The organism is Taibaiella koreensis (genome assembly GCF_003545715.1).
Taxonomy (GTDB): domain Bacteria; phylum Bacteroidota; class Bacteroidia; order Chitinophagales; family Chitinophagaceae; genus Taibaiella; species Taibaiella koreensis.
Map to the genome: position 1 here is coordinate 145,252 of NZ_QVNU01000009.1, position 12,581 is coordinate 157,832.

Consider the following 12,581-nt stretch of genomic DNA (forward strand, 5'->3'; position numbering starts at 1 on the left):
AATTTAGGACAAGAGCAGGAGATGCCGGTTATACTATTATCACCTTAATGCCCACAAGAGGAAAAGCTGGCAGATACCGGCCACACTATTTGTGGCTCAGATAAATTTCACCCTGATCTGAAGGTCGCTGTTCCGGCCTTTATCGTCGGTGCAGGAAACCTTGATGTTATTATCGGCGGGAATGAAGAACAGCTTCTCCTCTTTGGTACAACGGCCCAGGTAGCGATCGTTGATGTACCAGTACACAGTATGTACATCGCTACCGGCCGCACAGCTGAGCTGCAGCTGTTGCTTGCCTTTGTCTGTAATGAGATAAGTGGCGCCGCCGGTAAGCGAATTGATCACCGGCGCCCTGCCTTCAAAATAGCGGCTGCAGGCCGGATTGTGTTCCGGTACCTTATCGTAAGCGATATGCCGGCTTTCATAGAACGAAGCCAGCTCGGGATCGATATCGGGGAAGCTTTTGATCTTGTAGCCGGTTGGCGGCAGGCAGCTGGTACAATACGCAAATGTCTCGTCGGCTGACAGGTACACCTCCTTAAGGTGGCGGCAGGGCGCATTGTCCGAGATACCCGGCAGGTAGGTATCGCTAAGGGTGGTCGTGCAATAATCGCCAGGTACCTTGCCGCTCTCGGTGCATACCAGGCGGTAGGCGAGGTCGGTTGGCGCAGGTCGCCATTCTTCGTTGCCATTGCGGTCGATCGCGCCAAACAACTGGAACAGCAATGGCGTGGCCGTTCCCGCGCCATTGAGGTCCGGCGCACCCTGGCCCGAAAAATTGCCGATCCATACCGCAATGGTATACCGCTGGTTGTAGCCTATGCTCCAGGCATCGCGCCGTCCGTAAGAGGTGCCCGTCTTCCAGGCCACATGTGGTATATTGGCAGCGTTAGCAAAGTTATTAGGCAGGTCGGGGCGGCGCAGCTCCGAGAGGATCTGGCTCAGCATATAATTGGCGCCCGGGCTCAGCAGTCGTAGCGTATCTGTGTGCCTGGCGCTGTTGCTTTGTTTGTCGATACGCCATTGCAGCGGCCGGTACAAGCCTTCGTGGGCAAAGGTGCAATACAGGGCTGCCATCTCATCCAGCTGCACCCCGCAGCCGCCCAGGATCATAGAAAGGCCCAGTTTTTTGCGGCTGTCCCATACCGACCGGAAGCCCGCTGCATGCAATTCATTAATGAACACGGGCGTGCCCAGCGCATTCAGCAGCTTGACGGCAGGTATGTTCAGCGATTGTCTCAGGGCCTCTTCCACGGTTACCTTTCCCCTGAAATCGAGATCATAATTTTCTGGTGTATAGCCCTTCATGTCGATGGGTACATCGTTTATCACCGTTTTTGGCGTAGCCAGTCCCTTATCGAAAGCCAGCCCGTACAGCAAGGGCTTCAGGGCGCTGCCGGGGGAGCGCAGGGCCTGCACACCGTCGACCTGGCCGTGATGCTCTTTGTCAAAAAAGTCGGAGGAGCCGATATAGCCCTTGACCTGCCGGTCGCGGTTGTCGATCACGATCACTGCCGCATTGTGGATCTGGTGCAGCTTTAAGGCCGAAACATATTGGGCAGCCAACTCTTCGGCTTTCCGCTGCAGACCGGCATCGATCGTAGCGGTAATATCGAGCACACCAGGATAGGCGCGTCGCAGCCGCAAAGCCATCTGCGGTGCAGTCCGCGGCGGATTGTGCCGGTAAGCATCGAGCGGTTCGGCCAGCGCATCCCGGATCACATCGGGTGCAAACAAGCCGGCTGCGCCAAAGCGTTCCAGCCACTTGTTGCGCACCGCCAGGATGCGGTTATTGTCCTTGCCTATAACCAGGGAGTTGGGACGGTTGGGGATCACACTTAGCGCCGTAAGCTCGGCCAGCGACAGCTGATCCGGCGTTTTGCCGAAATACAGCAGCGAAGCGGCTTTTACACCTTGTATATTGGAGCCGTAGGGTACCAGGTTCAGGTACAGCTGTAATATCTCGTCCTTGTTATAATGTCCTTCAAGCTGCAGGGCCCTGAACATTTCTATCAGCTTATTGCCATAGCTGCGTTTTTTGGGCGAAAGCAGGCGGGCCACCTGCATGGTGATCGTAGAAGCGCCTGAGGTCCGTTTCAGCCGGAATAGATTGTTCCAGCCGGCTCTTATTACGGCCAGGGGATTGATGCCGGCATGCCGGTAAAAGTACTTGTCTTCTTTGAACACGATAGCCTGCCGCAACTCGGGTGTGATTTCATCCAGGGTAGTGAACATACGCCATTGCTGATCACGGGTGAGGAACATATATAAAGGCGTCCCATCTGCCGCCCGCACCAGCGGCGCATATTCAGGAGTTGGTTTTAACGGAAAGAGCACATCGAGCAAGGCAAACAGTGAACAGAGCGCGAGCACGATATGAAAGCCGCGTTTCAGAAAGCTTTTACGGGTAAGGCGATTGCGTAATCTTTTCAGCCGTTGCCGGATGTGAAGGGACATAGATAAGGGCTCTTGACGAGGCGCGGGCTAAAGTTACGGATTTCCCGGCGGGATGCGGCAGCGCGGGCCGTATTTTGCGCCAAGGCTCTTCCAGGCACCCAATTCAGATTATTTAAGAATTTAGTTCGTTGTTTTAAAATAGAAAACATATAGTATAATATCGTTAATTAATGTTAAAATTAGTGTGCAGTCGCCGGAAGCGCATTACATTTATTCATTGATATTAATTAAAATTGTTAACCTTAATGAAGATTTCTATGAAGAAAACCGTACTCAGCGCATTGGCATGTGGCCTTGCTTTTGGCCTCTATGCCCAAACACCGCAGCAGAAAACCCGTTCCGTTGTCTTTTTATTTAGTGAAACATGGTGCGGACCTTGCGGCGCATATGGCAAGCCTGCCGCGGAGCAATTGAAAGCCGACCTCGCCACCAGCGACAAAGGATATATCATCGGCGTAAAGACTTCCAGTACCCCTTCTTCCATCAATGCCACGGGCGGTAATGCACTGGCGGATAATTATGGCGTAGAATCCGTGCCTTCGTTTTATATCAATAAAGGTTCGGTTGAAGGATCACTAAGCGCCAGCCCAACGGCCACCTCGCAGGACATCGTAGGTAAGGTTACCACTGCCAACAGCACCGCAGCTGTTGCCAGCGCTGCGGCCAATATATCGGTTGCCGGTACAACGATCACGGTAACTGCCAAAGCCAAATTCTGGACGGCCGCCAGCGGGCAGTATTACATGACGGTATTGCTTGCCGAAGATGAGGTTGAAGCCGCTCAGAATGGCGTATCCGGGGGCCCTGCCAAGCATCCGTACGTATTGCGGGGCGCAATGGCAACAACCGGCACCGAACTGGCGAGCACTCCATGGGGCGAGCAGATCGGAACGGCATCCACCGCCGCTAATGCCGAATTTTCGAAGACCTTTAAAGTGAGCATCAAATCTGATTGGAACAAGACCAAACTATCTGCTTTTGTGGTCCTCTTTAAAATGAACAATGGTAAATATGAGGTAATCAATGCCGAAAAGGCGAAGGCAGCCACCACAGGTATCGATAAGCTGGAAGGTGTAGCCAAAGCTTCGATCTATCCCAATCCGGCATCGCAGACCGCAACCCTGTCTATTTCAGCTACTGCGCAGCAGCAGGTCGCTATTCATATCACCGATATGCTGGGCCGCACTACCTATGCCAGCGAGAACAATAACCTGGTTCAGGGCGAGAACAGCTTTACCTTGCCGTTGAATGCTATGGAGGCCGGACTTTACAATGTAGTCATCAGTAGCAAGGATGGCCGTTTGGTACAACGCCTTTCCGTAACCCGGTAAAGTTTAATGACTATCCCGGTATAGGAAATAAATACCCTCCGGTCCCTAAACCCATCGAAAGGGCAGCATGATACCACCGGTAGGCGGTATCATGGATCGAGTTATTTAAATATTTCCTGTATCGGGATATCAAATAAGATCGTATTGCAGAGACTCCCCTCCGGGGAACCTATACCGGGACTGGCTAATCAGTGCTGTAAGCTTCCTGCCTCTGGTGGGAAGCTTATTGTTTTTTGAGCAAGGGATGTCGACAGCCGTATACGGCGAATCTTGTCCCCAATGTTTGGCTGTGATAGGAAAAGGCCAGGCAAAAATAAAAGCTGCCCGGAGGACAGCTTTTAGCGAATCGAACCACACGCTTAACCGGTGCAAAGGTAGAAAGCATACCCTGTGCTGCTTGTCATAGACAAGCTACGGCCGCTGTCATCTTTGCCGGATAATGTGGCCTTGCCCGGTTAAGGTATTTGCGCAATGATCTCCAGTGATTTCCGTATCATATGGTCGATGGCCGAAGGCGCATCTTTTGAAAAGGTCTTTGCCTGGCGGTTGGCTACGATCGTGTTGATCGAAAGGCAATGATGGCCCATCAGCTTGCCGAGGCCGTAGATCGCCGATGTTTCCATTTCGAAGTTGGTGATCCGGTGCATGCCGCTGCTAAAAGTGGAGAGCGTATCAACCAGGGTAGGGAAGGCGAGCGGAAGCCGGAGCCGCCGGCCCTGCGGCGCATAAAAGCCCGGGCAGGTGACGGTGATACCATGCGTATAGCCCTCGCCGAAATGATTGAGCAGGCGCACGGAACCTTCGGCGACATAAGGCTGGATCGGATTGCCGGAAAGTAGTGTATGGTTCTGGAAATCCTTCAGCATATACGCCTCATCGGCATTGTTCTCAAACCGGTAGTAATGCAAAAGGTTATCGAGCCCTATACCGAAAGTAGAAGCGACCAGGCTATCGACAGGCAGATCTTCCTGGAGAGAGCCGGAAGTGCCCAGGCGGATAATATTGAGCGCCTGGATCTCTTCTTTCGGCATCCGGCTTGCGAAGTCGATATTGACCAGGGCATCGAGCTCGTTCAGTGTAATGTCGATATTATCGGGACCAATGCCGCTGCTCACCACGCTCAGGCGTTTGCTGCCGATATAGCCGGTATGCGTTACAAATTCGCGATGGGCTTTCCGGTGCTCTATACGGTCAAAATATTTTGATACTTCGGGTACGCGACCTGGATCGCCTACCGTGATCACCGTATGGGCGATCTCATCGGGATGTACGTCGAGGTGGTAAATGCAGCCCGAATCGGTAATGATCAGTTCTGAATGGCCTATCATGGACAGTAAAAGAGAAATTTGGAGGTTAAGATAAACGTTCAAAGTACGTAAATATCCATTACGGCATAATCAGTAGAGATTACGCCTTTATTATCATTGAAAGATGAGCTTAAAGAATATTTGTAAAACTGTTTGGAAAGTGTCTATTCTTAATTACCTTTGCCAACCTTCCAAGGAACAGGGTATCGTGGCCGAGTGGCTAGGCTCAGCTCTGCAAAAGCTGCTACAGCGGTTCGAATCCGCTCGATACCTCCAGGTAAAAATATCCCGCTGGTCTATCCGGCGGGATTTTTAGTAGCAAAATTTTATCCACCTGCAACTTAGTAATGTTGCAGGTGTTAATAATGGGCTTTAAACGTTAAGAAAGCCCGAAAAAACAGCAAGATCCCACAAATACCCATGGCTAAACCCAATAGCACATCCGGCAAAGGCGTCTATCTGAGAAATAAGCCTGCAACCTTCGAATACAGCATCGAAGACAAGCTTACTGCAGGTATTGTACTGACCGGTTCGGAGATCAAGTCGGTAAGGATGGGTAAAGTGAGCTTCAACGACAGCTATTGCTTTTTTCATAAAGACGAGCTGTGGATCAGGAGTCTTCATATCGCCGAATATGTCAACGCGGGCTACGCCGGTCATGATCCTACACGGGAACGGAAGCTGCTGCTCAACCGCAAAGAAATACGGAAATGGCAGCAGAAGATCAAGGAAAAAGGCTTTACCATTGTTCCGCTATCGATCTACATCAACGAGAACGGTTTCGCCAAATTGGATATCGGTCTCGGAAGAGGCAAAAAGCTCTACGACAAGCGGGAGACCATCAAGAACCGCGAGGCCGAACGGAATATGAAAAGCGGGGAATGGTAATACAATCAAATTGATCTGATAAATTATTATCAAATTGATAAATTATTTATTGTCTTCCTGTTGAACATCTGTTTTGGGTATATTAACAATCTGTTGTAATCTTATTATCGTTTTCTTTGTAAGGTTTTTTTCGGAAGAAGTTTATTTTTGGCACAAATTTTGTGTAGCTACATAGCGGTACAAGGCGTTTGAAAATCAATAGGAAGTCTGCTCGTTGTCCTATAGTCGTTGAGGAAACATCCCCGGCACAATGCTTTTGTAAATACCAACAAAAAATACGAAACAATAAACACTTACAAAAACAAAAATTATGAAAAAAGCACGTCTGATCTTAACTGCCTCCTTGTTATCCATAGGCACTTTCTCTGCGGTAACATTTTCTTCCTGCTCGAAAGATGACACTTGTCAGGTAGGCTATGAAGGAAAAGATTGTAAAACCCTGAGCCGCGATAAGTTCGTTGGGCAGTGGAAAGGTCAGGAGCAATGTACACAGGGCGATGACGAATACGTAATTACCCTTACTGCTAGCAGCAGCAGCGATGTGAAGCTGGTGTATACCAATGTGTATAATCAGGCCTTCACTGCTACCGGTACCATGACGGGTACTAATGGCTTCTCTTTTGAAGGCAACGGTATCGGTACCGGCGGCGCTACGGTTACCTTCAACGGTGTCGGCAGCCTGGATCAAAGCACAGGTCAGTTGACGATCACTTATACGATCAGCGGCTTAACTACCAACAGCTGCACCTTTAAGGGTACAAAGCTGTAAGAATATCTGGATTTAGTCCATTAGCAAAGGGCAGCCATACAGGCTGCCCTTTGCCGTTACGCCTGTGAATGCAAAAAGGGGCTGTCCGTATTTTTTGGACAGCCCCTTTTTATAGCAGGTTTAGAAACGGCTTACATTTTAGGCTTACCGCGACCAATCGTATTGTTATCTTCTTTTTTAGGCTGGTTGTCGCCCATGGCAGGTTTGCCTCTGCCGATAGTGGCCGGTTCGCTACTTTCTTCTACATTCTCTTTTTTAGTAGTTGTTTTCTTAATACCGCCGTTGCCGCTTTTCTTAATAACAGTAGTGGTGGTGCTGGACGATTTTTTCGTTGCTGCAATTACCGAATCGATTACGCGCAGGGAGTCGGCCTTGCGGGCCTCGTCGGCAGCCTTGGCATTGATGGCAGAGTCATTTTGTGCTTTAAGCGCAGCCGCGGCAGAGTCGGTCTTCGCAGTCGTGATAGAATCCAGCTGGGCTTTCGTGTAAGAACCTTCTTGGTTGTTACCGCCGTTACAGGCTGCAAAGGCTACAGCTGTTGCAGCAGCTAAAATCAAAAGGCGTTGTTTCATAAACAGTTGTTTTTTGTTAGACGTTGTATAGCAAAAATAATACCAATTATTTAGGGAATGAAAGAATAAGCACGAAAGTTTGGATAAAATACATTAAAGTATTTCTAAAAGAACAGCAACGGGCTATAAAGGACTTATGGAATAGGTAGCGTTGTGCATCATTACAAGAAAAACAGCAGAATATATGGCAATAATACGACTTCCCGAACCCTGTAGCCAGTCCTGGGAGGAGATGAAACCGACCGAAGGCGGCCGTTTTTGTGGCAAATGCTGTCATACGGTGATTGATTTTACGCAATGGGAACCGGAAACCGTGTTGGCTTACCTGCGGGAACACAAGGGAGCATGCGGCCGTTTTCGCAGCGACCAGCTTGACCGTTCCCTGCCCGAACCCGAAGTATTTGTGATGCAGCTCAACCGGTCGCCGCTTTCCTTCCCTGCCCGCATTGCGGTTCTTGTGGTATTCGTATTCGCGATCCTGGCCGGCTCCTGCGCCGATAAACCAAATGAAAAGCCTCCTGTTAACGAAGCGCCGGCCCAGCAACAACTAACGGGAGCGCCGGCGTATACACCATTGCCCGGGAAAGACACGCTGCCGCTGCCTATTCGAAAGCCCAAAATAAAGACCGTTGTGCCGGAAGCTCCGGTCATCGTTATACCTGATCAGTCGATGGGTGGCGTGCCGGTTATCGAGGAAGAGCCGGTAATAAAGCCTGCAGACAGCTGCGGAGGGCTGCAATAACTTATACGAATATGGCGCCGCGGCACCACATCTGCCCCTAAACCGCGGCGGATTTATATTCTCCTTTTACAGTACCCGCAGGTAGCCTAAGTTTGTAATACCAAATATAACAGTAATTAATCCAACGAAAAGATGAAGGTTCAGAATCCGCAAAGCAAGCCCCTGCAGGAAGTATTGTCACGCCTGGCCTCCAAATACCCGGGCGCCGAGATCAAAAAGCCGTTCCTCACGCCGAGAACGATCATTGCTCCGAGCGACAATTTCAAGTTCCTGGTACGGGACCGTTCCCAGTTCTTCAAGGTCGACTTTACACCGCCGGTGCTGTGGATCATTGCTGCAATCGTATTGAGCTCGGTAATGGTCTCGGCCATCCTGAGCCTCATTTATGGCCAGTTTGTTTTTGGCTTTGGTGGCGTGCTGTGGATATTGCTCAGCCTGGTTATTGTAAAGGCAATATTCAAGAGCCGGAACAAGGCAAAATTCGATGCTTTCTACGCCGATCTGCAGCATGCTGTAAACAGCAGCGACGATTCTTCCCAGATATTTTAGTACAGCCCCTTACCCACCACCTAAAGCCAACCTCCAATGCCTTGCTACGCGATGAACCAGGTACTTTCCGGGATCGATGAGCTGGAAGCGGCATTCAGAAGAATTACCGGAGACCGGTACCGTTATGTGATCGCATATAACGCGGCCGGCTCCGGCGCTATGGCCGGGCGGGAAGGCCTGTTGCTCGTACAGCAAAATGCCTATCATGGCGTTGAGATCCGTTTCGTCGAAAAGGATGGCCGGCAATTTCTTTCGACCGCCTGGGTAAGCCCCAATTCGCTACTGCGTTCCTTAATGAGGTCCAGCCGACTGCTTGACCGCTTTATCGCCCGTCCTATTTTTGGTACACGCAGACAATTGGTTATTGATGTCAACGAAGTGATCGTAAGCGCTTTCCCGGTTACGGTGCTTGATTCGGGTCTGCCGGGCAGGTCTGCCTAGACCATTGTCAACCAGGGTACAACGATCATACGATGAACCGCTTTTCACTTTCTTTTTGCGATCCCTTCCTCCCCGATATTGTCCATTACGGTGAGAAGGAACCTGCTTTGGTCATCCCCTTATACCATACGATACCCTGGCTGGCATTGAATGAGGCTATCTATTCCCGTCATGACGATGTGTTGCACGATTTCTGGTTTTTCGAGATCAGCTATCAGGATGCCGGAGGGCTTACACATACGCTCAATATAAGCCCGGAATATGTGACGGGCGCACAAAGCCCCGAAGCGCTACGCTTTACCCTCCGGTATATTCGCCCCCGGATGCGTAAACGCCTGTTTGGCGGCGAGAAACTCGACAAGGCCTTCCTGTCGGAGCGTGAGGATGCCGGCGAGCTGGATGTGATTGCCTGCATTGCTGCCTTCATGGATAAGGACGAAGCTTTTCTCGACCACTATATAGCAGCGTTGTAAAACGGCTATATATAATCTGTCGGCGCCGATTCTTATCAAAAAGGTATTTTTGTGCCGTGGAGAAACACCATCTCTCCGAATTTATGATTGCTGCACCAACCGAAAACCAGGCACAAGCGATTACCCGTTTAACGGCCTTATGGGCCTTGAATGAATGTGGCCTTGGGGGGCTCATGTTTGCTCTTAAGATCCCGCTTACCGGTTTCTTTGTCGGCGGCTTTGCCGTGGTGCTCATAGGGCTGATCGCCTCGTATAGCCAGTCACGCGCCAAAGACCTGCTTAAGGCCACCGTACTGGTACTTATTGTCAAAGCTACTGTGAGCCCGCATGCGCCGCCACCGGCTTACCTGGCGGTCGCCTTCCAGGGATTGCTTGGGGCTTTACTCTACAGTAATATCCGGAATGTTACGCTGGCGGCTATGCTGCTGGCCCCATTGGCTATGCTGGAATCGGCGGCCCAGAAGCTCATCGTATTGACATTGATCTATGGAAATCCGCTCTGGAAAGCGCTTAATCGCCTGTTTGAAAGTATTACCCACGATTTTTCGCTGCCGGGCCATTTGCCTTTCAGCTATTGGATCATAAGCTTATACTTGTTGGTTCATGTAGTTTGGGGGTTATTTGTCGGCTATTACAGCGCCGGCCTTCCTGCCCGCATTGGCCGGCATACCGGGGAGGTTTTACTTTTCTATGATACTTACCGGCCGGCGGCAGATGCCGTTGTCGCGCCTGTTGTTAAAAGGCGACATTACGGGCGCATGGCCATGCTGGTATTGCTGTTGGGGCTTATCGTGCTGGTATTGTTTGGCGAGGGACGTTTCCGCAACAATATGATCCTGTATGTCATCCTGCGCAGCCTGGCCATGGTGATCCTCCTGTTTTATGTGTTGCGCCCCTTGCTGAACCGGCTGATCCGCTATTGGCTGCAGTCGCGCGATAAAGGTACGCGGCAGGAGGCAGCGGAGCTTATCGGAATGCTGCCGGGACTCAGGCGATTTGTGCGGCCGTCGTGGAAGCTGGCCCGCAAGCGGCGGGGCCTGCTGCGACAGCTGTCTTTTTTTATCTTAAGCCTTATCGTTCTTTCGCTTCATGAAGAAACCTGACCAGATCTATATCCTGACCGGTGCGGTGCGGTCGGGCAAAACGACGCAGCTGCAGCGCTGGCTGGATGGTGGCGCCAATGCCGCCGGTATATTAACGCCCGACAAGGACGGCGCCCGTATGTTGTACGACATAGGGCACCGGCAGTACCACAGCTTTGAGGTGACGGAAGCCTATGGTGGCGAAAAGGTGTCGATAGGCCGGTTCCTCTTTGCACGCCAGGCTTTTGTGCGGGGTAAAGAGATACTCGAACGTCCTTATCCGCCAACTGCCGAATGGCTCGTGATCGACGAAGTAGGCCGATTGGAGATAGGGCAGGGCGAAGGCTGGGAACCCATGGTGCTACGCAGTGTGGCAGCCTGCAAAGAAGGCCGGTTGGCTTGTCGCTTGCTGCTGGTGGTGCGGGACAGCCTGCTGGAGCAGGCACTGCAGAAATATGATCTTGAAAAAACGGCTGTTATCATCACGCAATTTCCCCTATGACCGATCTTTCCTGCCTGGGTGTCGTGGTGTGCGGCGGGCGTAGCAGCCGCATGGGCCAGGACAAAAGCCTCATTGCTTATCATGGCCTGCCACAACGGTATCATATGGCCGGACTGCTGCAACCCTTCTGCGACCAGGTATTGCTTTCCCTTAATTCCCGGCAGCAAGATCATTCGGGCGCTTTCCCCATACTTACCGATACAGACCCATACCTTGATGCAGGCCCGGTAGCGGCCTTACTTAGCGCAACAGCGGCTTTCCCCGGACATTCCTTCCTGCTATTCGGTTGCGATTATCCTTTGCTGGAGGCGCGGGAGCTGGGGCGTTTTGTACAAATGCTGCGCCCGGAAGCCCTGGCCGTCGCTTTTTACAACGAAGCGGCAGGATTGTATGAGCCGCTCCTGGCCTGGTATTCGGCAGGGGCCGCAGTCTTGATGGAGCAGCAATACCGTGAAGGACAAAGATCGCTACAACATTTCCTGAAAAGCATCGCAGCAGACCGTTATATCCCGCTTTGGGCCGACAGTATAATTAGCGTGGACGATCCGCAGACCGCCGCGCAGGTAATGGCCCGTATCGCGCAAAGAAAAACGGGTTGAAAAAGGTCGATACTGCCGAACTAATCCTACTTTTGAATCATGGTAAATGACGCCGTTATGACCGCCGGGATCATCAGGGTGAGCCGCCACGGCAGCGCTGCAGCCGAGGATATGCTGGCCGTCGAAGAGCCGCTGGAAATCCAGTTGCTATACCATACGCCGCAACCGGTATTGCGCAAAGTATCGGTGACCATGCGTACGCCTGGCCGGGATGCCGAGCTCGCCACCGGCTTTTTGTTTACCGAGGGTATTTTGCAGCACGCGACGCAGATCGCTTCGGTAATACTTCCGGAACTGAACACGGTGCAGGTAACACTGGCGCCCGGTGTATTACCCAACCTGCAGCAGGCCGAGCGCAACTTTTATACCACATCCAGCTGCGGCGTATGCGGCAAGTCCAGCATCGAAGCCATCCGCACCGTAGCGGTTTATCCGGCACAACCCGACAACCTTCGCATTCCTGCAACGTTGTTGTATACGCTGCCCGAGCAATTAAGGGCGCAGCAAGACGTATTTGAAAGTACCGGCGGGCTGCATGCTTCGGCTTTGTTTGACTTGGAAGGCAGACTCCTGGAATTGCGGGAAGATGTGGGGCGGCACAATGCCCTCGACAAGATCATTGGCGCAGCCTTTATGAGACAGCACCTGCCGTTGGAACAAGCAATCCTGCTGCTGAGCGGCAGGGCCAGCTTTGAGCTGGTGCAAAAGGCTGCTATGGCCGGCATCCGCATTATAGCCGCTGTGGGTGCGCCATCCAGCCTGGCGGTAAGCCTGGCAGCGGAACAGGGCATCACCCTTGTGGGTTTCCTGAGAGCGGAACGTTTTAATATTTATTCCGGTGACCAGCGGATCGTTTTCACCAACTAAAA

The 12,581-nt window shown here is 51.6% G+C and carries 14 protein-coding genes and 1 tRNA gene; 12 read left to right on the top strand and 3 right to left on the bottom strand.

Translation table 11 applies throughout. The annotated features are described in order from the left end of the window. Positions 1–96: 96 nt before the first annotated feature. Positions 97–2,457, bottom strand: coding sequence for a penicillin-binding protein 1C (gene pbpC / locus DZK30_RS23660; protein ID WP_118976674.1), 2,361 nt, complete (start codon positions 2,455–2,457; stop codon positions 97–99). A 257-nt stretch (positions 2,458–2,714) separates the two neighbouring features. Here pbpC and DZK30_RS23665 point away from each other — a divergent pair, with 257 nt between their 5' ends. After that, the gene (locus DZK30_RS23665; protein ID WP_162903395.1) at positions 2,715–3,788 is read left to right on the top strand and encodes an Omp28-related outer membrane protein; all 1,074 of its coding nucleotides are present in this window, start codon (positions 2,715–2,717) and stop codon (positions 3,786–3,788) included. Positions 3,789–4,243: 455 nt separating this feature from the next. Here DZK30_RS23665 and DZK30_RS23670 read toward each other — a convergent pair whose 3' ends face one another. Then, positions 4,244–5,116 carry a nucleoside phosphorylase gene (locus tag DZK30_RS23670; RefSeq protein ID WP_205529554.1) on the bottom strand — a complete coding sequence of 291 codons (873 nt, stop codon included), beginning with the start codon at positions 5,114–5,116 and terminating at the stop codon, positions 4,244–4,246. 181 nt (positions 5,117–5,297) lie between these two features. On the opposite strand from DZK30_RS23670, the gene DZK30_RS23675 reads away from it, so the two are divergent. The 3 genes from DZK30_RS23675 (at position 5,298) to DZK30_RS23685 (ending at position 6,752) form a co-directional block, all read left to right on the top strand. Beyond that, positions 5,298–5,371 (top strand) — tRNA-Cys (locus tag DZK30_RS23675). Positions 5,372–5,515: 144 nt separating this feature from the next. Further along, positions 5,516–5,983, top strand: coding sequence for an SsrA-binding protein SmpB (smpB, locus tag DZK30_RS23680; RefSeq protein WP_118976676.1), 468 nt, complete (start codon positions 5,516–5,518; stop codon positions 5,981–5,983). A gap of 310 nt (positions 5,984–6,293) precedes the next feature. Further along, positions 6,294–6,752 carry a hypothetical protein gene (locus DZK30_RS23685; RefSeq protein WP_118976677.1) on the top strand — a complete coding sequence of 153 codons (459 nt, stop codon included), beginning with the start codon at positions 6,294–6,296 and terminating at the stop codon, positions 6,750–6,752. A gap of 131 nt (positions 6,753–6,883) precedes the next feature. On the opposite strand, the gene DZK30_RS23690 is transcribed toward DZK30_RS23685, so the two are convergent. Further along, complete coding sequence (locus DZK30_RS23690; protein WP_118976678.1) at positions 6,884–7,324, bottom strand: hypothetical protein; 441 nt, start codon at positions 7,322–7,324, stop codon at positions 6,884–6,886. A gap of 184 nt (positions 7,325–7,508) precedes the next feature. Between DZK30_RS23690 and DZK30_RS23695 the strand changes: the two genes are divergently transcribed. The 8 genes from DZK30_RS23695 (at position 7,509) to fdhD (ending at position 12,579) form a co-directional block, all read left to right on the top strand. Beyond that, positions 7,509–8,066, top strand: coding sequence for a hypothetical protein (locus tag DZK30_RS23695; protein WP_162903396.1), 558 nt, complete (start codon positions 7,509–7,511; stop codon positions 8,064–8,066). A gap of 132 nt (positions 8,067–8,198) precedes the next feature. Beyond that, the gene (locus tag DZK30_RS23700; protein WP_118976680.1) at positions 8,199–8,615 is read left to right on the top strand and encodes a hypothetical protein; all 417 of its coding nucleotides are present in this window, start codon (positions 8,199–8,201) and stop codon (positions 8,613–8,615) included. Between the two features lie 51 nt (positions 8,616–8,666). Continuing rightward, positions 8,667–9,056, top strand: a complete 390-nt coding sequence (locus tag DZK30_RS23705) for a hypothetical protein (RefSeq protein WP_118976681.1) — start codon at positions 8,667–8,669, stop codon at positions 9,054–9,056. A 32-nt stretch (positions 9,057–9,088) separates the two neighbouring features. Then, positions 9,089–9,529 (top strand): hypothetical protein, encoded by a 441-nt coding sequence (locus DZK30_RS23710; RefSeq protein WP_118976682.1) that lies wholly within the window; start codon positions 9,089–9,091, stop codon positions 9,527–9,529. A gap of 56 nt (positions 9,530–9,585) precedes the next feature. Beyond that, positions 9,586–10,632, top strand: coding sequence for a hypothetical protein (locus DZK30_RS23715; RefSeq protein ID WP_205529555.1), 1,047 nt, complete (start codon positions 9,586–9,588; stop codon positions 10,630–10,632). Further along, on the top strand, positions 10,619–11,113 hold the full coding sequence (locus DZK30_RS23720; protein ID WP_118976684.1) for a hypothetical protein: 495 nt from the start codon (positions 10,619–10,621) through the stop codon (positions 11,111–11,113). The genes DZK30_RS23715 and DZK30_RS23720 overlap by 14 nt, the downstream gene beginning before the upstream one ends. Continuing rightward, entirely contained in the window at positions 11,110–11,712 is a 603-nt protein-coding gene (locus DZK30_RS23725; RefSeq protein ID WP_118976685.1) for an NTP transferase domain-containing protein, read from the top strand. The genes DZK30_RS23720 and DZK30_RS23725 overlap by 4 nt, the downstream gene beginning before the upstream one ends. A gap of 57 nt (positions 11,713–11,769) precedes the next feature. Then, positions 11,770–12,579 carry a formate dehydrogenase accessory sulfurtransferase FdhD gene (fdhD, locus tag DZK30_RS23730; protein WP_240432980.1) on the top strand — a complete coding sequence of 270 codons (810 nt, stop codon included), beginning with the start codon at positions 11,770–11,772 and terminating at the stop codon, positions 12,577–12,579. Positions 12,580–12,581: the final 2 nt, after the last annotated feature.

Excerpts from the sequence above, each read along its gene's own strand:
- pbpC (WP_118976674.1), bottom strand. The coding sequence starts at position 2,457 with ATGTCCCTTCACATCCGGCAACGGCTGAAAAGATTACGCAATCGCCTT.
- DZK30_RS23665 (WP_162903395.1), top strand. The coding sequence starts at position 2,715 with ATGAAGAAAACCGTACTCAGCGCATTGGCATGTGGCCTTGCTTTTGGC.
- DZK30_RS23670 (WP_205529554.1), bottom strand. The coding sequence starts at position 5,116 with ATGATAGGCCATTCAGAACTGATCATTACCGATTCGGGCTGCATTTAC.
- smpB (WP_118976676.1), top strand. The coding sequence starts at position 5,516 with ATGGCTAAACCCAATAGCACATCCGGCAAAGGCGTCTATCTGAGAAAT.
- DZK30_RS23685 (WP_118976677.1), top strand. The coding sequence starts at position 6,294 with ATGAAAAAAGCACGTCTGATCTTAACTGCCTCCTTGTTATCCATAGGC.
- DZK30_RS23690 (WP_118976678.1), bottom strand. The coding sequence starts at position 7,324 with ATGAAACAACGCCTTTTGATTTTAGCTGCTGCAACAGCTGTAGCCTTT.
- DZK30_RS23695 (WP_162903396.1), top strand. The coding sequence starts at position 7,509 with ATGGCAATAATACGACTTCCCGAACCCTGTAGCCAGTCCTGGGAGGAG.
- DZK30_RS23700 (WP_118976680.1), top strand. The coding sequence starts at position 8,199 with ATGAAGGTTCAGAATCCGCAAAGCAAGCCCCTGCAGGAAGTATTGTCA.
- DZK30_RS23705 (WP_118976681.1), top strand. The coding sequence starts at position 8,667 with ATGAACCAGGTACTTTCCGGGATCGATGAGCTGGAAGCGGCATTCAGA.
- DZK30_RS23710 (WP_118976682.1), top strand. The coding sequence starts at position 9,089 with ATGAACCGCTTTTCACTTTCTTTTTGCGATCCCTTCCTCCCCGATATT.
- DZK30_RS23720 (WP_118976684.1), top strand. The coding sequence starts at position 10,619 with ATGAAGAAACCTGACCAGATCTATATCCTGACCGGTGCGGTGCGGTCG.
- DZK30_RS23725 (WP_118976685.1), top strand. The coding sequence starts at position 11,110 with ATGACCGATCTTTCCTGCCTGGGTGTCGTGGTGTGCGGCGGGCGTAGC.
- fdhD (WP_240432980.1), top strand. The coding sequence starts at position 11,770 with ATGACCGCCGGGATCATCAGGGTGAGCCGCCACGGCAGCGCTGCAGCC.